This window comes from Bradyrhizobium sp. Ash2021 (assembly GCF_031202265.1).
Classification (GTDB): Bacteria; Pseudomonadota; Alphaproteobacteria; order Rhizobiales; family Xanthobacteraceae; genus Bradyrhizobium.
The window spans coordinates 802,165-818,837 of sequence record NZ_CP100604.1; the positions used below are offsets into that span (position 1 = coordinate 802,165).

At 62.9% G+C, this 16,673-nt stretch carries 15 protein-coding genes; 4 read left to right on the plus strand and 11 right to left on the minus strand.

Going from position 1 to position 16,673, the window contains the following annotated elements; translation table 11 throughout:
- Window positions 1–26 precede the first annotated feature (26 nt).
- From NL528_RS03710 to NL528_RS03725, 4 genes are read right to left on the minus strand one after another with little or no spacing between them, the layout of a single operon-like run.
- Window positions 27–1,109, minus strand: coding sequence for a lipocalin-like domain-containing protein (locus NL528_RS03710; RefSeq protein ID WP_309181370.1), 1,083 nt, complete (start codon window positions 1,107–1,109; stop codon window positions 27–29).
- Window positions 1,099–3,561: an ABC transporter permease gene (locus NL528_RS03715; RefSeq protein ID WP_309181371.1), complete on the minus strand. Its 2,463-nt coding sequence runs from the start codon at window positions 3,559–3,561 to the stop codon at window positions 1,099–1,101. Before NL528_RS03715 ends, NL528_RS03710 begins: the two co-directional genes overlap by 11 nt.
- Window positions 3,558–4,232 carry an ABC transporter ATP-binding protein gene (locus tag NL528_RS03720; RefSeq protein WP_309181372.1) on the minus strand — a complete coding sequence of 225 codons (675 nt, stop codon included), beginning with the start codon at window positions 4,230–4,232 and terminating at the stop codon, window positions 3,558–3,560. Before NL528_RS03720 ends, NL528_RS03715 begins: the two co-directional genes overlap by 4 nt.
- A gap of 19 nt (window positions 4,233–4,251) precedes the next feature.
- Window positions 4,252–5,016 (minus strand): class I SAM-dependent methyltransferase, encoded by a 765-nt coding sequence (locus NL528_RS03725; RefSeq protein ID WP_309181373.1) that lies wholly within the window; start codon window positions 5,014–5,016, stop codon window positions 4,252–4,254.
- 258 nt (window positions 5,017–5,274) lie between these two features.
- On the opposite strand from NL528_RS03725, the gene NL528_RS03730 reads away from it, so the two are divergent.
- Entirely contained in the window at window positions 5,275–6,546 is a 1,272-nt protein-coding gene (locus NL528_RS03730) for an MFS transporter (RefSeq protein ID WP_309181374.1), read from the plus strand.
- Between the two features lie 103 nt (window positions 6,547–6,649).
- On the opposite strand, the gene NL528_RS03735 is transcribed toward NL528_RS03730, so the two are convergent.
- From NL528_RS03735 to NL528_RS03750, 4 genes are all read right to left on the minus strand, one after another.
- The gene (locus NL528_RS03735) at window positions 6,650–7,027 is read right to left on the minus strand and encodes a DUF2147 domain-containing protein (RefSeq protein ID WP_309181375.1); all 378 of its coding nucleotides are present in this window, start codon (window positions 7,025–7,027) and stop codon (window positions 6,650–6,652) included.
- Between the two features lie 28 nt (window positions 7,028–7,055).
- Entirely contained in the window at window positions 7,056–7,817 is a 762-nt protein-coding gene (locus NL528_RS03740) for a hypothetical protein (RefSeq protein WP_309181376.1), read from the minus strand.
- A 7-nt stretch (window positions 7,818–7,824) separates the two neighbouring features.
- Window positions 7,825–8,745 carry a MipA/OmpV family protein gene (locus NL528_RS03745; RefSeq protein WP_309181377.1) on the minus strand — a complete coding sequence of 307 codons (921 nt, stop codon included), beginning with the start codon at window positions 8,743–8,745 and terminating at the stop codon, window positions 7,825–7,827.
- A 126-nt stretch (window positions 8,746–8,871) separates the two neighbouring features.
- The gene (locus NL528_RS03750) at window positions 8,872–9,045 is read right to left on the minus strand and encodes a hypothetical protein (RefSeq protein WP_309181378.1); all 174 of its coding nucleotides are present in this window, start codon (window positions 9,043–9,045) and stop codon (window positions 8,872–8,874) included.
- Between the two features lie 221 nt (window positions 9,046–9,266).
- Here NL528_RS03750 and NL528_RS03755 point away from each other — a divergent pair, with 221 nt between their 5' ends.
- Together NL528_RS03755 and NL528_RS03760 are read left to right on the plus strand one after the other, a co-directional pair.
- Window positions 9,267–9,989 carry a response regulator gene (locus NL528_RS03755; RefSeq protein WP_309181379.1) on the plus strand — a complete coding sequence of 241 codons (723 nt, stop codon included), beginning with the start codon at window positions 9,267–9,269 and terminating at the stop codon, window positions 9,987–9,989.
- Window positions 9,990–10,048: 59 nt separating this feature from the next.
- Window positions 10,049–11,242 (plus strand): ATP-binding protein, encoded by a 1,194-nt coding sequence (locus tag NL528_RS03760; protein WP_309181380.1) that lies wholly within the window; start codon window positions 10,049–10,051, stop codon window positions 11,240–11,242.
- A gap of 29 nt (window positions 11,243–11,271) precedes the next feature.
- Here NL528_RS03760 and NL528_RS03765 read toward each other — a convergent pair whose 3' ends face one another.
- Both NL528_RS03765 and NL528_RS03770 read right to left on the minus strand, forming a co-directional pair.
- Entirely contained in the window at window positions 11,272–13,014 is a 1,743-nt protein-coding gene (locus NL528_RS03765) for an amidohydrolase family protein (protein ID WP_309181381.1), read from the minus strand.
- 79 nt (window positions 13,015–13,093) lie between these two features.
- Window positions 13,094–14,332 (minus strand): MFS transporter, encoded by a 1,239-nt coding sequence (locus tag NL528_RS03770; RefSeq protein ID WP_309181382.1) that lies wholly within the window; start codon window positions 14,330–14,332, stop codon window positions 13,094–13,096.
- 174 nt (window positions 14,333–14,506) lie between these two features.
- Between NL528_RS03770 and NL528_RS03775 the strand changes: the two genes are divergently transcribed.
- On the plus strand, window positions 14,507–15,751 hold the full coding sequence (locus tag NL528_RS03775; protein WP_309181383.1) for an ATP-grasp domain-containing protein: 1,245 nt from the start codon (window positions 14,507–14,509) through the stop codon (window positions 15,749–15,751).
- A gap of 12 nt (window positions 15,752–15,763) precedes the next feature.
- Here NL528_RS03775 and NL528_RS03780 read toward each other — a convergent pair whose 3' ends face one another.
- Window positions 15,764–16,516 (minus strand): transporter, encoded by a 753-nt coding sequence (locus NL528_RS03780; protein WP_309181384.1) that lies wholly within the window; start codon window positions 16,514–16,516, stop codon window positions 15,764–15,766.
- Between the last annotated feature and the right edge of the window lie 157 nt (window positions 16,517–16,673).

Sequence of the window (16,673 nt, forward strand, 5' to 3'; positions counted from 1 at the left end):
AAAATCCCCCTTTTCGGCGTGGCGGCTTAATAGCCCGTCATCTCCAGATATCCTAACCCTGCGTGGCTGCCGGAAAAGCGGATCGGGCCTTCCCAATAGGGAAAGCTTGTACCCATCCAGCTTCGCGCGTTCAGCGGGACGCATTCGATCGTGAGCGCCAGTTTTGGAATGGCGATGCGCCATGTCGTCGGAATCTTGCGGCCTTCGATCTCGGTAAAGGCCTGCGGCGTCATGGTGAGATCGGCGGAGGCGATCTGCTGTGCGTTACCGTCACGCGTAAACCATTTGCCGGAGCCGTAATTGCCGTCGGTCTGGCGCATTCGATAGAGCATCAGCTTTTCGCCGGAGTTCAGATGCAGCGACAGCCAGTCCCAGCCGCTTTGATCCGGCGCGAGCGGCTGGCTGCTCCACTCGCGGTCCAGCCAAGCCTGGCCGGTGACCTCGGCTTGCCTGTCGTCGATGGTGATGCTGCCGGTCACAGCGAAATAGGGCTGGCTGTAATAATACGACGCCTGTTCGCGCTCCGATTTTCGGCTGTAGCCGCCATCGCCCTGCAGCACGAGTGGCCGATCCGCATCGAGGCGCAGCGCGTAGCTGAAATCGGCACCCGATGCGTTGAGGGCGAGCGGCGCGATGTTGGCCGCGTTCATCGCGGGCAGCCCGCGCATTTCCCAGGAATCGATCCAGGCCAGGTAAGGGCTTGCCTCGACACCGGCCTGGCCGATGCCGCCGCGGGCAAAGGTCTCGCTGGTCCGGTGCAACTGCGCTGAAGTCACCGCAGCGTGCCCCATCCAGATCTGCTGATTGGCCCAGCCTTCGAGCTCGGCGCCCGCTGCGATCGCCTGCCGAAACAGCGTCCACTGCACGCCGTAGGCAATTCCTTTTGAGTCGACGAGATTGGCCGTCACGTACCACCATTCGATCCGAAATCCCGGATGCGGGCCGTGATCGGCTGGAAACACAAACGCCTTGCCGGGAACGACGGGCGCAAATCCGCTGGCGGTTTCGCCAAGCCCGGCAAAGCCCTGCGCAAAAGCCTTGCCGCCGAGCCCGAGCAGCAGCGCGCCGGCCGCAAAACCGCGGCGGGATATCGTGCCGCTACCGCTCATTGGCGAAAATCCGGATCAGGCTGGCCGGCTGCATCCGCGCCAGTCGGACGACGGGAAGCAAAGCGGCACACAATGCCGCGGCCATGGCGACGCCGAGCAGCGCCAGCAATTGCAACGGGAAGATTTGAAACGGCAGCCGCCAGCCGAAGGCTTTGACGTTCACCACCGCCAGCAGGCACCACGCCACCAGCAGCCCCAAGGGAAGCGCAAGCAAGGTGGTGATCAGCGCGACCGACATCGTCTTGAGCAATTCGATCGCGGCCAGCCGCTGCCTTGTGATGCCGATCGCCCAGAGCGGCGCCAGTTGCGGCAGACGGGAATTGCCGAGCGTGAGCAGGCTGGTCAACAGCGCGATGCCGGCGACGCCGAGGGTGAAGGCATTCAGTGCCGCGGTGACCGAGAAGGTGCGGTTGAAGATCCGCGTCGAGTCCGCCTTCATCGTCGCCTGATCGGCGACGTTGCGGTCGTCGAGCGCGAATTTTTCCTGCAATGCTGCGATCAGCGCCGGGATCTTCGGCGATGCGACGCGCAGGCCCAGTCGCGTCAGCGGGATTTCCGGAAAGTGCCGCGTCAGCGCGGCGAAATTGACCGCGATCTGGCCCTTCGGATTGCCGTAATCGGCATAGATGCCGACGATCTGGAGCGGCCAGTTGCCGCCCGATGTCGGGACCTCGATCCGGTCGCCGATCGCAAGCCTTGAGCGCCGCGCCAATTGTTCGCTGACGAGACAGGCATCGCCGGGACGAAGTTTGATCCAGGCATTGTCCGCCGACTGCAGCAGCGGCCAGTTGTCCCGATAGGTGGCGTGATCGGCCAGTCCCAACACTTCGATCGGCGCGCCGCCGAATTGCGTGTCGGCGCGTCCGCCGGGCAGGACCGCGTCCACTTCGGGACGCTGGCGCAGCCACGCCCTGATCTCGGCCGTTTGCGCCTCGTTGGCCGCGTTGACATAGACATCCGCGGCCAGCCGGCCGTCGAGCCAGACCAGAAAGGTGCGGCTAAAACTCTCGACCATGGTGCCGACGCCGACATTGACCGCGAGCGCCAGCAACAGCGCCATCAGGGCCAGCGACAATCCGGAGAGCTGCTGGCGGCTGTCGGCCCAGAACCAGATGCCGAGCGGCCGCCGCGCATGCCGCTGGCCGAGCGACAGCACAATTTCGAGCAGCGCCGGCAGGATCAGCGCGGCGCCAAGCAGCATGGCCGCGAGCACGGCAAAGCCTGCGATCAGGGAATCGCCGAACCACAGAAAGCCCGCCGCCACCGCGAACACGATGAGCGCCAGCGCGCTCTGGAACATCAGCCAGCGGTGCTGCGCCTGTTGCCAGGCGTAGGGCTGGGCGGTGGCCAGCACCGGCATGCGGACAGCTTTTGTGAGGCTGGCAGCGGCCGCCGCGAGCGCGCCCAAAACGCTAATGGCGACGCCCGCGAACCACCATTCCGGCTTAAGCGTCAGTTGGCCGGGAATCTGCGCGCCATAGAGCCCGCGCAGGGATGCGGCGACATCGGGCAATAATGCGGCCGCAATCAAATAGCCGCACACAAGTCCAATCAGCCCCGCGACCAGCGCCAGCGACACCAGCTCGATCACCAGCACGGTGTTAAGCAGGCGCGCCGACACGCCGCAGGCGCGCAGCGTGCGCAGCATCGGCAGCCGCTGTTCGAAGGCGAGCCCGATCGCCGAGTTGACGATGAACAGGCCGACAAAGAACGACAGCAATCCGAACGCGGTCAGGTTGAGGTGAAAACTATCCGTCAAGCGTTCGAGATCGCTTTCCGCGCCGGGCTCGATCAGACGGAGCTTGTCGCCGGCAATCGTCTCCAGCGCCGCGCGCTTGCCTTTTGCCTTGCCGACCAGCAGGCGGGAAAGCTGGTCCGGCATTTTCAGCAGTTTTTGCGCGATCCCGATATCGACCACCAGCACGCCGGGCACCAGTTGCGGCTGCACGCGCAGCGGCGGCAAGGCCGGGCCGCCATTGGTCGACGGCGTCGCGCCCTCGCTCAGGCCGAGATCGGACAGTGTTTCGGGCGCCACCAGCATTTCTCCGGGCGGAGTCATGAAGGACTGCAGATTGGCTTTGCCGATCGTGGGGGCGTTGCCGACTTCGGCGGGCAGCGTCACCGGTTCGATGCCGAGCAGCCGGAACGAACGTCCGCCGATCTGGATCCGGCCTTCGAGCACCGGCGAGACCGGCCAGCCGGCGCGGCGCAGGCCGATGAAGAGTTGTTGCGGGAAGGTGGCGCTGTCGCGGCCGACCAGCATCGCGGTGCGGGCGCCGCCGAAGGTCGCGGCGGCGCGGTCGTAGGAATTGCGCGCCTGCTGGTTCAGCGCCTGCACGCCGCTCCACAGCGCGGTCGCCGAGATTAGGCCGATCAACAGGGTCGCGAGCTGCATCGGATGCCGCCGCCAATGGCTCAGGAGCACGGCAAGGATCCAGAGCGCGCGCGTCATGTGATGATACCGGCGTGAAGATTGACCTGCCGGTCCAGCGTGGCGGCAAGCCTTGTGCTGTGCGTCACCATCAGAAAACCGCATCCGGTGCGCGCCACCAGGTCGCGGGCCAGCGCCAAAACCTCGTCGGCGGTGGCCTCGTCGAGATTGCCGGTTGGCTCGTCCGCGAGCAACAGCAGCGGCCTTATCGCGACCGCACGGCCGATCGCGACCCGCTGCTGCTGGCCGCCGGATAATTGCTCGGGATAGCGTTTCAGCAAATTGCCAAGCCCGAGCCGCTCGACGAGTTCGGCATGCCATGCCGGGTCGTGACGGCCGGCGATGCGCGACTGGAATACGAGGTTGTCCTCGACGGTCAGGCTCGGGATCAGGTTGAACTGCTGAAACACCAGCCCTAAGCGATCGCGCCGCAATTCCGCGCGGCCGGCATCGCCGAGACCGGAGACGATGACGTCCGCGAGGCGGATCTCGCCGCCATCGGCGGCCTCGAGTCCCGCGATCAGATGCAACAGCGTGCTCTTGCCGCTGCCGGATTCACCGGTCAGCGCGACGCTCTCTCCCGCCGCGACCGCAAGATTCACGCCGCGAAGTACGGCGATCTCCTCGCCGGCGGAGCGGTAGCTCTTGGTCAGGCCGGTGACATCAAGCACGATGGGGTTGCCGTTGGTCATGCGCGACGAAAGCCGTGCCTCACAACGGCTTCTGGTATTTCAACACGAACTCGTCGGTAGGCACCTGCGGACGGAACACCGCCGCTTCCCTGGGATCCTCGGGATGGCGCAGGAAATCGCCCTCGGCCGCCAGCTTGAACCCGGCGGCCTCGATCTCCTGCCGCAGCGTGCTCTCCTCGATCCGGTGCAGCGTCTTGGCGACATTTGTGCCATCGCCCGGTTTTGCGGAATGGTCGGCGATGATCAGAAAACCGCCGGGTTTGAGGGCCGCGAACATCTTCTTGTTCATGACGGCGCGATCGACCTGCATATAGGTGATGTCGTGATAGGCGAAGAAGAAGGTGATCATGTCGAGGCCCGAGGCGTCGGCGGGGATCGGATCGTCAAAGTCTCGGATGACATGCACGACGTTTTTCATCGCGGGCTTCTGCGCGCGGATGTCGAACTTGTCCTTGACGAAGCGCTCGATCACGGCAGCCGAATCCTGCGCGTAGACGGTCCCGGCCGGCCCGACGCTGCGCGCCAACAGCTCGGTGCTGTAGCCGGCGCTGGCTTCCATATCCAGAATCTTCATCCCGGTCTGGACGCCGGCGAAAGCCAGCATTTTGGCCGGCTGGCGGCGCTGGTCGGCCTGGCGGTCGGCATCGGCCCGGTCGGGCGCGGCGACGATCGCCGCATAGTCCGGCGTTTTGGCGTCCTGCGCCGGCGCGGCTGTTGCGGCGAGCACGGCCAATGAAATAAACGCGCCCATGATGTTGGCGCGACGACGGACTGATCTGGCCATGAGATTCCCCGGATGTGACGGATGGGACCATATATCAGGGCGGCCATGGCAGATCACGGGCTCAATCGCGCGGCGACGCGATCGTGATCCGCCTGCTTCCGCCAGGCGAAACAACGTCAGGCGGCATGTCGCATACAGCGCATAGTTGCAGCGCACGCGGTCCGGTCCAAATGCGCTGTTGCCTTGTCCGGAAAGCCATGGCTAGCATCGGGCCAAGCCGATCTGACAGAGCCGGCAAAGATAATTTGGGAGCCGATCATGACCGCACAACCGACGCCAAAAGGCGCCTGGAAAATCACCTTTCTGCTGTTTCTGTTCATGCTGGTGAACTTTGCGGACAAGATCGTGGTCGGTCTTGCCGGCGTGCCGATCATGACCGAACTCAAGCTCGAGCCGGAATCCTTCGGCCTGCTCGGTTCCTCGTTCTTCTTCCTGTTCTCGATCGCGGCCATCATTGTCGGCTTCATCGTCAATCGCATCGACACCCGCTGGGTGCTGCTGGCTCTGGCGCTGATCTGGGCGCTGGCGCAATTCCCGATGGTCGGCACCATCGGCTTCACCACGCTTTTGATCTGCCGGGTGATTCTCGGCGCCGGCGAGGGCCCGGCGGCGTCGGTCGCGGCGCATGCCATCTTCAAGTGGTTTCCGGACGAGAAGCGGACCCTGCCGATTGCGATCCTGTCGCAGGGCTCGGCGTTCGGGGTGATCCTCGCAGTCCCTGCGCTGAACTGGCTGATCGTCAATTACAGCTGGCATTACGCCTTTGGTGCGCTCGGTATCGTCGGTCTGATGTGGGCGGTGGCGTGGCTGATCCTCGGCAAGGAAGGCCCACTGGTGCAGACCGCGGCGATGGCGGCCAATGAGCCGCGCATTCCCTACTTCCGGCTGTTGACCTCGCGAACCTTTGTCGGCTGTGTCGCCGCGACCTTCGGCGCCTATTGGGCGCTGTCGCTGGGGCTGACCTGGTTCACGCCCTTTATCGTCAAGGGGCTCGGCTTCTCGCAGCAGCAAGCCGGCTTCATCTCGATCCTGCCCTGGGTGTTCGGCGCTGTGATGGTGCTGCTCACCGGCTGGATCTCGCAGCTGATGCTGGCGCGCGGCTTCACCACGCGCGGCGCCCGCGGCGTGCTGGGCGCGGTGCCGCTGATCGTCGGCGGCTTGGTCCTCTCGGTGATTCCCCATGTCGCACCCGGCGCACTGATGATCGCCCTGCTGGTGGTCGGATCAGGACTGTGCGGATCGATCTATGTGGTCTGCACGCCGATGCTCGGTGAGTTCACGCCGGTGTCGCAGCGCGGCGCGATTATCTCGATCTACGGCGCGCTCTACACGCTTGCCGGCATCCTCGCGCCCTATGTGATGGGCAGCGTGATCCAGAGCGCCGCGGCGCCGCTCGACGGCTACATGACGGGCTTCACCATCAACGCGGTGATCCTGGTCGTGTCGGGATTGCTCGGCCTCGCGCTGCTGTGGCCGAACACCGAGCGGGCGAGGCTGACGGCCCACGCGGTGCAGCCGAAGTTTGCGTGAGGGGCAACAAAACGGTGTGGTCCCGGCCTGGTGCGCAATTGCGCATGGGGGCCGGGACGCATAGCCACCTCGAACTGCTCGGCGTCGCCGGTGCGGTGTCGGTCTAAGATATCTTTTTCCAGTTCACCGACTTGCAAATCAAGCCGCCGACCATGCAGCCCGAGGTGTTGAGGCCAGATCCTTCGATCGACATTTTGCCTGAATAGACCGACCCGCTGTCAGGACTTGCGGCCTTTCCAGTCCAGGAATTGACCCCATTGGGCCGCATCTCAAAGAACAGGCGCTGCCCGACTTTGGCTTTCGAATCCGAACCGGGCTTTACCCACACGATGTTTCCGCAGATCGCATCGCCACACGGTTCAAACTTGACTTGCAGGGCACCATTGTCGCGTAGCCAGGTGCCAAAAATATCGTCCGCGAGGCTGGGGCTGGTGGTCAGCAGGAATGTGGACAAAGCCAGGCTGAGGCGCACAAATCTCATCACATTCTCCTTACGTTGATGCTTCGGGTTAGCGGACATCTGCCAGATGCATGTCGCTCAGGGTTGTCGAGAGGCTGCGTGCGACAAGGTCCGCTATCGCTGCGCGCAGCTTCTCGTTCTCGGCGGGATTGCCGACGCTGGTCGCGAAACTTTCATCGATCATTCGGGTGGGGCCGGCGATCCTGACCTGTCCCCCATCGTCCAATGGCGGTGCGGCCATCTTTTCGATGACGTCGAAGGTCTTTCCGTCGAACACTCTGATTTCGTAGAGCGCGTGGACCTGGCGGTAGGATTCCATCACCGTGCCGTATGTGATGAAACCTATCCCTTCGACCTTTCGTGCGCCGCCACCAAAGCTCGATTTTGCCTTGGTAATGACGATGTAGGCATCGAGTCCCTGGGGAGACACTTCGGTCTGAACGAGCTTCTTGAATGGATCGCTGCGTACGAGGTTGACGGGCGCAACCGGGGAATCCTTGATGGCGGTAAAGGCGGCGCGGTTGTAACTGACCGGCTGCACCTGAAAGCGTCCGTTCAAGGCCGTCGTTGCCTGCTGGACGATCAGGTCATCGAGGCCCCAGGAGGCGATCGGAAAGCTTTGTCTTCGGTTGTTCAGCCCGGTTAGTCCTCCTTTCGCGAAGGTGATTTCATCTCCGACCGCCGAGATGATGCCGACGGTCTTGACGGCCTGCAGCTTCGTCTCGCGGGTTTCGAACGCCGCGCAAGCGCTGACGCTGACCGCAATTAGAACAACCGTCGCGAAGCGGACGCATCGAATGCTGCGGCACATGGCGTCCCTATCGGATCTTGATGTCGAACGCATAGGAGGCGCCGATGCCGACCGTGGTTTGGTTCGGGGAACCCCGAAGCGTCACCAGCGGGCTCTTCGCCGCGTCACCGAGCAGCCGCTCATATTCGACATAGGCGTGAACTTCCCATTGCGGATTGATCCGATAGGATACTTGGGCGCCGGCGCCGACCGAGTGCGCGCCGCCCTTGGCGTCGAAGGCCGGCAACCCTGTCGCCATCGCCTGCACGGCATCGATACCAAAATAGGGCGAGGTCGCCTTGGTGCTTTCCCATGTGAAGCGTGGGCCGGCCGACAAGGTGAGACGCTGGATGACCGGGACAATGACATCCGCCGACAGATCGGCCACGACGCCGTGATGGCCGCCAATGCCCTGGCGGAGTTCGCCGCGGGTGCGGAACCAGTCGACCGGATAGTATTCGACGAAGCCGCCGAGCTCGACCGTGGTTTTGACGTCACCGAGGCCATTCAGCTCCGAATAGCTGCTGGCTTTCCGTGATGACACGAACTTGCCGGCGGGGCCGGCCCGAAGGTCGCCGAAGTCGATCACCGCGATGCTTGCGCTGTCGCGGGGCCCGCGAAACTGCTCGGTCGAGCCGGCGCGACGGATGGAAAAAATCGGGACCGGGCTGAGCATGCTCCGGTTGGCGCCCTCGAAATCCGGTTTGTATTCGCCCCCTGCGCCGACCATGACCGTCCAGGTGCCGGACACCGGCGGCAGAACCGGCAATTCAAACGGAGGGGCCGGCAAGGTGAGTAAAGGCTCCGCCGCCGTTGCAACAGACGGTGCCAGCATCAGAGCCATCAAGGCGATGCGGAGAACGTCGCGCCGCCGGGTGCCAGGTCGAGCCGCATCGGTGTTATCCGCATGCCGTCGGCTGCGATCATTGGTCGGGGCTGTCTTGCGCATTTTGATTTACCGGCGGCAGGACTGATTGAACTGGTTTTTGTCGGTCGTTTGCGACCGAAGCTTGTTCCGAACTCTGCCGCTTGTTTCCGAATGTTACCGGAGCAGAAGCGCCGCCTTGCACGTCGGTCACGGCACGTGGTTCTTCGCGGATTGCCGGGCCGTTTGCGCCACAGCCAGGGCAAGAGGTTGATCGAGCGCAATCGCGGCGGGCGCGTCGTCGTGACCGCCGCATAGGCTGAGAAACAGTTTGACGAGAACCCAGATCGCAACCCGCTTTCGCTTTCCGCTAAGATTAGGCATGATGATTTCTCGTCTTCGCGCCCCAGCGAGGCATCCGATGTCGTGAAGCCTTAGCCCCCGGCGAGTTCCAAATTGGGGCCATCGATGTCCGAACGTTGCGACGGCACCGCCGCCATGTGTCTCAATGTTGCTGGAAAGGTCGATTTGACTGCTCCGTCGTTGAACCACCGGGGCAAGTGCTCTATTCGATCCAGACCGGGTCAGCGAAGGGATGCGAACGCGTGCACGTCGAACCGCACATCCTGATTGTCGATGATGACCTTCAGATTCGAAAGCTGCTTGGCCGCTATCTGGTCGAGCAGGGCTTTCGCGTCACGCTCGCGTCCGACAAGCGAACCCTTCACGCCGCGCTGGAGTCGAACGACATCAAGCTGATCGTGCTGGATGTGATGTTGCCGGACGGATCAGGCCTCGACATCTGCCGGGATATACGCGGTGAGAACTCGCCCATTCCGATCATCCTTCTCACCGCGCTCAAGGAAGACGTCGACCGGATCATTGGTCTTGAGATTGGCGCTGATGATTATCTCGGCAAGCCGTTCAATCCGCGCGAACTCGCAGCCCGCATCCGCGCGGTGCTTCGTCGCCACAATGACGTGGGGCGGACGGTGCATGCTCCCCAGGAATACCGGTTCGAAGGTTTTGCGTTACAACCCGGGTTGCGGCGGGTCGTCAAGTCGGGCGGCGAACTCTTGGACCTGACCTCGGCCGAATTCGATCTTTTGCTTGCGTTGGTCGCGAAGTGCGGCCGGACGCTTTCGCGCGAGTATCTGCTGGACGCCACCAAGCGGGGTGACGGCGACGTTTTCGACCGGTCCATCGACGTGTTGCTCAGCCGGGTTCGCCGCAAGCTCGGCGACAATGAATTCCAGCTGATCAAGACGGTGCGAAACGGCGGCTACGTATTTACCGCCCATGTTGAGAAGATTGGGGCCGGCGAATGAATTCTCTGCGGGCTCGCGTCGTCGTTACGCTCGTCGCGTCGATCATCTGCGTTGTCGTAATGGCGACCGCAACCCTATTTTTGGCACGGCAGGGGCATATACAAAAGGAACAGGGGGATTACGCCCGACTGGTTTCCGAGGCGATCCTGCTGATCGCACCACTGTTCGGTAACGACGAAAACGACAGGCTCTCGCATTTGGGATCGGGCCCTGCTCCAGGTCAGCCGCGCCCGGAACTGACGAACCTGCTGCAATCTCAATTGCGCAGCGCCGGATCCGATCTCGAGGTCGTTGTAACGCAGCCCGCCGCGACCGCCCACCCGTTTGTGTCAATCAAATTGAAATCGGGTTGGCTGGCACTTCCAGTCCCGGAGCGCCGTCGCCCGGAATTTCTGTTCGCGCTCGCCGGCTGGTTCCTGCTGGTCGCGCTCGGAACAGTTTGTGTGGCGCTGTGGTTTGCCCACCGCATCACGCGCCATCTTGCGGTTCTGGAACGCGTAGCGGCAACGATCGACGCCGACGGCGTTGTTCCGCGATTGCCGGAAAGCGGACCGGCCGAACTGAGGGCGACCGCGCGCGCGCTCAATACCATGACGGCCAGGCTGAAGAACGCTGCCGAAAGCCGGATGCGACTGGTCGCGGCCGCAGGGCACGATCTGCGTACGCCGATGACCAGAATGCGGCTGCGAGCCGAATTTCTTGACGACGAGGAAGATCGCGCGATGTGGCTGGACGATCTGCAGGAACTTGACCGTATCGCGGATAGCGCAATTCAGCTCGTGCGCGAGGAAACACAGCGGGAAAGAAGTCAGTTACTCCGGGTCGATCAAGTCATCACGGAAATCTGCAGGGATCTCGCGTCGATGAAGGCGTCGGTGACGATCATGAAAATGGAGGCGGTGACAATTTCATCGGCGCCGTTGGCACTGACGCGTGCCGTCAGAAATCTGGTCATCAATGCGGCAACGCATGGCGGGGGCGCTTTTGTCACCGTTGGTCTGGAAAACAACAGCACCGCCTTGATCACAATCGATGATGAAGGACCCGGCATTCCCGAGCAAAGCATGTCACGCGTATTCGAGCCATTCTTCCGGGTTGATCCGGGGCGGCGGAAGTCCGGCCCCGGGGCAGGTCTCGGACTGGCGATTGCCAAGGAGATTGTTGAACGTCACGGCGGGAGGCTGACGCTGCAGAACCGGTCACCCAAAGGACTTCGGCAGAAAATAATTTTTCCCGCGTGTTTTGCCCAGTGAACGAACGCCGGGACGACGCAGAGATGCGATTAGCTCGCCGCCGCGCCGAACTTCGGCAGGGTGCCCTGGGCGCCGCGCACGAGCTTGCCCGGGTGCGCGCCGGTGGACTTGCCGCCGCGTTGCGTCACCACGCCTGACACGATGGTGGCGTCGTAGCCGTCGACCTGCTGCAGCAGGCGGCGGCCGCCGACCGGAAGGTCGTAATGCACCTTTGGCGGATGCAAATGCAGCCGGTCGTAGTCGATGACGTTGACGTCGGCCTTGAAGCCCGGCGCGATCACGCCGCGGTCGTAGAGGCCGACCGACAGCGCGGTCTTGCGCGACTGCGCCGCCACCACGAACGGGATCGACAGCTTTTCGCCGCGGGTGCGGTCGCGCGTCCAGTGCGTCAACAGATAGGTCGGGAAGCTGGCGTCGCAGATGATGCCGCAATGCGCGCCGCCGTCGCTGAGGCCCGGAACTGAATTCGGATCGCGCAGCATCTCGCGCGTCGCATCGAGATTGCCGTCGGCGTAATTGAGGAACGGCACATACAGCATGCCGCGTCCTTCATCCGTCAGCATTGCGTCATAGGCGAGTGCTTCCGGCTGCTGGCCCTGGCGGCGGGCCTGCGCACCCAAAGTGTTTTCCGGCGGCTGTTCGTAATCAGGCGGATTGCCGAGCAGATACATCTTGTCGTAGTTCGGCCGGAAGAACAGCGGATCGTCGGTCGCAGTCGCGTGCTCGCTCAGGATCGCGGCGCGCACCTCGGACTGACGCAGCCGCTTGAGTCGCTCGGCCAGCGGCAAATGGGCGATCGCCTTGTAGCTCGGATGGGTCTGGAACGGGTTGCGCGACAGTTCCAGCCCGAGCATCAGCCCGACCGGGCGCGCGGCGATCTGCGCCGTGATCGACAGGCCGCGCTTCGACGCGTCGCCGATGATGTCGAGCGTCTGGCGCCAGCGCTGCGGCGCCTTGTCGTTCTGCGTGATCGAGAATGAAACCGGGATCCTGGTGTTCTCGGCCACCCGCAGCATCATCGGCAGATCTTCGTTGATGGTGGAGAGATCAAGCACGAACTGGAACACGCTGCGGCCGACGCCATGCATGGCGCCGGCGATTGCGGTCAGTTCGTCCTCGCCGGCCTTCAGCGTCGGCGTGTAATCGCCGGTCGAGGTGCGGTGGTTCAGGGTGCGCGAGGTCGAAAAGCCGAGCGCGCCGGCGCGGACGGCGTCACCCGCCAACGCCGCCATCGCCTTGTTGTCTTCCGGCGTCGACGGATCGCGGCGCGCGCCGCGCTCGCCCATCACATAGACGCGCAACGCCGCATGCGGCAATTGCGCGCCGATATCCATGTCGAAATTACGCTTCGACAGCCATTCCATGTAATCGGGAAAGCTTTCCCAGGCCCAGGGGATGCCGGCGCTCAAGACCGGCTCCGGGATATCCTCGACGCCTTCCATCAACTGGATCAGCCTGACGTGATCGGACGGCCGGCACGGTGCAAAACCGACGCCGCAATTGCCCATGATCGCGGTGGTGACGCCGTTCTGCGAAGAGGGCGTGATGTCGTGGCTCCAGGTGACCTGGCCGTCATAATGGGTGTGGACGTCGACAAAGCCCGGTGTGACCAGCTTGCCCTTGGCGTCGATCTCGTCTCTGCCCTTGCCCGAAACCTTGCCGACTTCGGTAATGCGGCCGCCAGTGATGGCGACATCCGCCTCATAGAGGTCTCCGCCCTTGCCATCGGCAATATTGCCGCCGCGGATGACGAGATCAGGGGTAGAGGCCATGGCGATTCATCCCGGGTTGAAATTTTATTGCCCGCATCATCGGCGATCCCGCCCTGCAGTCAACCGCCGGGATTGAGGTTCAGGAATGCACCAGCCTTGAGTCCGGTATCTCGGACTTGCCCTGCGGCTTGCGGTCGGTGACCAGCGCCAAAAGCACCGTCAGAACCATGAAGGCGACGGAGGCGCCGAACACCCAATGCGGCAGGTTCTGATCCATGATCCAGCCGAACAGCAGCGGGGCCAGGATGCCGCTGAAATTGAATCCGGTGGAGACGATACCGAAGGCCCGGCCGGCAGCACCCGGAGGTGCCGAGTTACGCACCAGCATGTCGCGCGAAGGCGCGATCACGCCGCCGAGGAATCCTGCCGACGTCATCAGCGCCGTCAGCAGCAGCGACGGCAGGTTGACGGTTGCGATGACCAGCATGATCACCGCGTTGATGCCGAAAGCGGCGGCCGCGACCTGGCCGTGACGCCTTGTGTGGTCGGCGAGAAAACCTCCGGCCAGCACGCCAACGGCGCTGGCGCCGAGAAAGGCCGTCAGCGCGAAATTGGCGGCGGCAAGGTCGACGCCGTAGCCGCTCATCAGCGCCACAACGCCGAAATTGTTGATGCCGGCGTTGGACAGGCCGAGCAACATGAAGAAGATCGTTAGCATCATGATCGCGGGCGTCAGGACGTTCTGCTGCGGCGCCTGCACCCCGTCCGCCCTGCGGTCGGCGGCGCTGGCATCGGGCAGGCTCATCGCGATCATCAATAGCGCCACCAATGGCCCGATCGCGCCGGCCACGATCAGTGCGCCAAGGCCGCCCACCGTTGCAACGAGGGCCAGCATGATCGCCGGCGCCACCGCGCCGCCGACGAAACCGGCAAAGGTGTGGATCGAAAACGCCCGGCCCATCCGCGTGACGTCCATATGCGCCGACAGGATCGCATAATCGGCCGGATGATAGACGCTGTTGGCGAGCCCCAGCACCGCGGCGCTGACGATCAGCGCGGGGTAGCTCAGATGCAGCCCAAGTCCGATCAGTGCACAACCGCCGACGCAGAGGCCGATCAGCAGCACCTTTCGCGCGCCGATATGGTCGGCGAGATATCCGATCGGCGCCTGCGTCAGGCCGGACACCAGGCCGAACACGGTCAGCGCAAAGCCGAGCTCGATATAGCCGACGCCGAGCTGCGCTTTAAGGAAGGGAAACAGCATCGGCAGCACGAACAAATGGAAATGGCTGACCCAATGGGCCACCGAAATCGCTGTGAGCGTGCGCAGCGAACTATCGGTCTTCACATGTTGCGGTGCGGCCAGAACGTCGACCATGTCTATCCAAAGCCCCGTCGCAAAATTCGGCCCGGCAAGGCAGCGTGAAAATAGTGGTTAGGGGTTATTTGTCCATGAATGCCGCTGCATGGCTGCCCCGGCGAAGCGCGCCGGATTGAGGAAATGCGTCATTAAAATCAGCGACAAAGCCGGGCGATGCAGCAATGATCGGATATGACCGATCCCGGAAAACCGCTGCGCGTGCTCGTTGCCGAGGGTTCCAGCACCTCGGCGCGGGAAGCGATCACGATTCTGGGCCTGTCGGGCCATCACGTCGAAATCTGCGATCCGTCGCCATACTGTCTGGCGCGGTTCTCGAAATTCGTCCGGAAATTTCATCGCTGTCCGGGTTTGCGGGCTGACCCGGCCGGATTTCTGGCGTTTGTCGAGCGGTTGCTGGCCACCGGGCATTTCGACGTGCTGCTGCCGACCCATGAACAGGGATTTTTGTTCGCGCGGGTGCCGGAGCGATTCGAAGGCCGCATCGGGGTGGCGCTGGCGGGTTTCGAATCTTATCGCACGGCGCACAGCAAGGCCGGGTTCAGCCGGCTGCTGCGGCAATTAGGCTTGCCGCAGCCGCCGACGGAAATTGTGACGTCAGCGCAAGCGTTGCGCGCCGCAATCAGCTTTCCCTCCGTCGTCAAGACATCCGTGGGCACCGCGAGCCGCGGCATCTGGTTTGTGCGTAGCGCGCAAGACCTCGAAGGCGCGCTGCATGAACTCGGCACCGGCGAAGCCTTTGCCGGCGAAGTGCTGGTCCAGCAACTGATCGCGGGCACCACCGAGAAGGCGCAATCGGTGTTTTGCCGCGGCCAACTGATCGGCTTTCATGCCTACCGACAAGTCGCCTCCGGCGTCGGCGGTGGCGAGGCGATCAAGCAAAGCGTAAGGCGCGCGCAAGTGCGCAGCCATGTCGAAAGCATCGGGCAAGCGCTCGACTGGCAAGGTGCGCTGTCGGTCGACTACATTTTGCGCGATGACGACGCCACGCCGTATCTGATCGACTGCAATCCGCGGCTGGTCGAACCGATGAATGCCTTTCGCGCCGGTAGCGATCTGGTCGGCTTGTTGCTGCGCGTTTCGCTAGGCGAGACGCCGGCGGCGTTGCCGGAAAGCCGCGAGGGCGTGCGGACGCATCTGGCGATGCAGGCGCTGCTCGGATGCGGATCGCGCGATGGGACGCGGCGCGATATTTTGAGGGAGTGCTGGCGCCTGCTCAGGGATAATGGACCCTACACCGGCAGCACCGAAGAACTGACGCCGCTGCGGCTCGACTGGATCAGCGCGGTGCCGCTGGCGATCACAGGGGTGTTTCTGCTGGCCTCGCCGAAGTTCGCCGTGAAGCTCGCGCGCGGCGGTTTTGGCGCGCATCTGCTCGATCTCAAAAGCATCCGGATGATCGAGCGCAAAGGTTTTTAGCGACGAGAAATCTCAGAAGGTAAAAAGAATGGACGCGTACCAGGAAAATTGATCGGTTTCGTTGGTGTTCTCAATTCCCTGCCGGATGTAACCAAGCAAGTGATAGGTTTCGTTCAGGTCGTATCGGGCACCAAATCCCACACTTGTCGAAGCCGGGGTACCGTTGCCGTCGGCAGTTTGGTGGAATAGCTCGGCGCCAAGTTGCAGCTTTGGAAGCAACTGATAGGTGACGACCCCGCCCGTGAGGCAGAAATTCTGCGAAGCATGGCCGCTGATCACACAACCGCCTCCGCCAAAGGCGGACCATCCACCACTCCAGTCCTTCTGGACCCATACCGGGAGAAGCAGTGATGCGGTGTTGTTACCGATATTTGCCGACCCGCTCGGCAGAAACACCCGGGGAAATATGCTGACGTCCAGGCCAAACGAATCCTGGCGCAGGAAACGGTATTTCGCGGCAAGTTCGATGTTGCTAAGGCCGAAGCTCGTCCTGCCCAATCCCGGCCGATCGAAGCCCGCAGGCAATGTGGCAGTCAGCTGAAGATCCGGCGCAGCGCCATAGTTGAAATCGACGCCCGCGGCACCACCGATATCGCCACGCGTGGCCGTGCCGTTGCTGAACGTATATATTTCGAAATGCTTGTAGTCGGTCGGCTCGGGATCGTCAGAGACATAGGGAGGCCCGGCGAAAGCCGAGTGTGTCAGCGCAAGCATCGTAACGACGATGATATTCCACCGACGCAAGATCGAGAATCTGCCGCGCACCGCGTTAGCTCCTGGGTATCCAGGGTAGTTTCGGGATGCTGCAGGCTCTTTGCGGCGGGAAGATGCAGGTGCCGTAATTTTGATCACTCAAAAAGGCCGACGTGAATTCAGAAACCTTGCTCAAACCATTTTCATATTTCATGGATTGCCTTCTACG

Coding starts and splice junctions, on each gene's coding strand:
- NL528_RS03710 (WP_309181370.1), bottom strand. CDS start 1,109: ATGAGCGGTAGCGGCACGATATCCCGCCGCGGTTTTGCGGCCGGCGCG.
- NL528_RS03715 (WP_309181371.1), bottom strand. CDS start 3,561: ATGACGCGCGCGCTCTGGATCCTTGCCGTGCTCCTGAGCCATTGGCGG.
- NL528_RS03720 (WP_309181372.1), bottom strand. CDS start 4,232: ATGACCAACGGCAACCCCATCGTGCTTGATGTCACCGGCCTGACCAAG.
- NL528_RS03725 (WP_309181373.1), bottom strand. CDS start 5,016: ATGGCCAGATCAGTCCGTCGTCGCGCCAACATCATGGGCGCGTTTATT.
- NL528_RS03730 (WP_309181374.1), top strand. CDS start 5,275: ATGACCGCACAACCGACGCCAAAAGGCGCCTGGAAAATCACCTTTCTG.
- NL528_RS03735 (WP_309181375.1), bottom strand. CDS start 7,027: ATGAGATTTGTGCGCCTCAGCCTGGCTTTGTCCACATTCCTGCTGACC.
- NL528_RS03740 (WP_309181376.1), bottom strand. CDS start 7,817: ATGTGCCGCAGCATTCGATGCGTCCGCTTCGCGACGGTTGTTCTAATT.
- NL528_RS03745 (WP_309181377.1), bottom strand. CDS start 8,745: ATGCGCAAGACAGCCCCGACCAATGATCGCAGCCGACGGCATGCGGAT.
- NL528_RS03750 (WP_309181378.1), bottom strand. CDS start 9,045: ATGCCTAATCTTAGCGGAAAGCGAAAGCGGGTTGCGATCTGGGTTCTC.
- NL528_RS03760 (WP_309181380.1), top strand. CDS start 10,049: ATGGCGACCGCAACCCTATTTTTGGCACGGCAGGGGCATATACAAAAG.
- NL528_RS03765 (WP_309181381.1), bottom strand. CDS start 13,014: ATGGCCTCTACCCCTGATCTCGTCATCCGCGGCGGCAATATTGCCGAT.
- NL528_RS03770 (WP_309181382.1), bottom strand. CDS start 14,332: ATGGTCGACGTTCTGGCCGCACCGCAACATGTGAAGACCGATAGTTCG.
- NL528_RS03775 (WP_309181383.1), top strand. CDS start 14,507: ATGACCGATCCCGGAAAACCGCTGCGCGTGCTCGTTGCCGAGGGTTCC.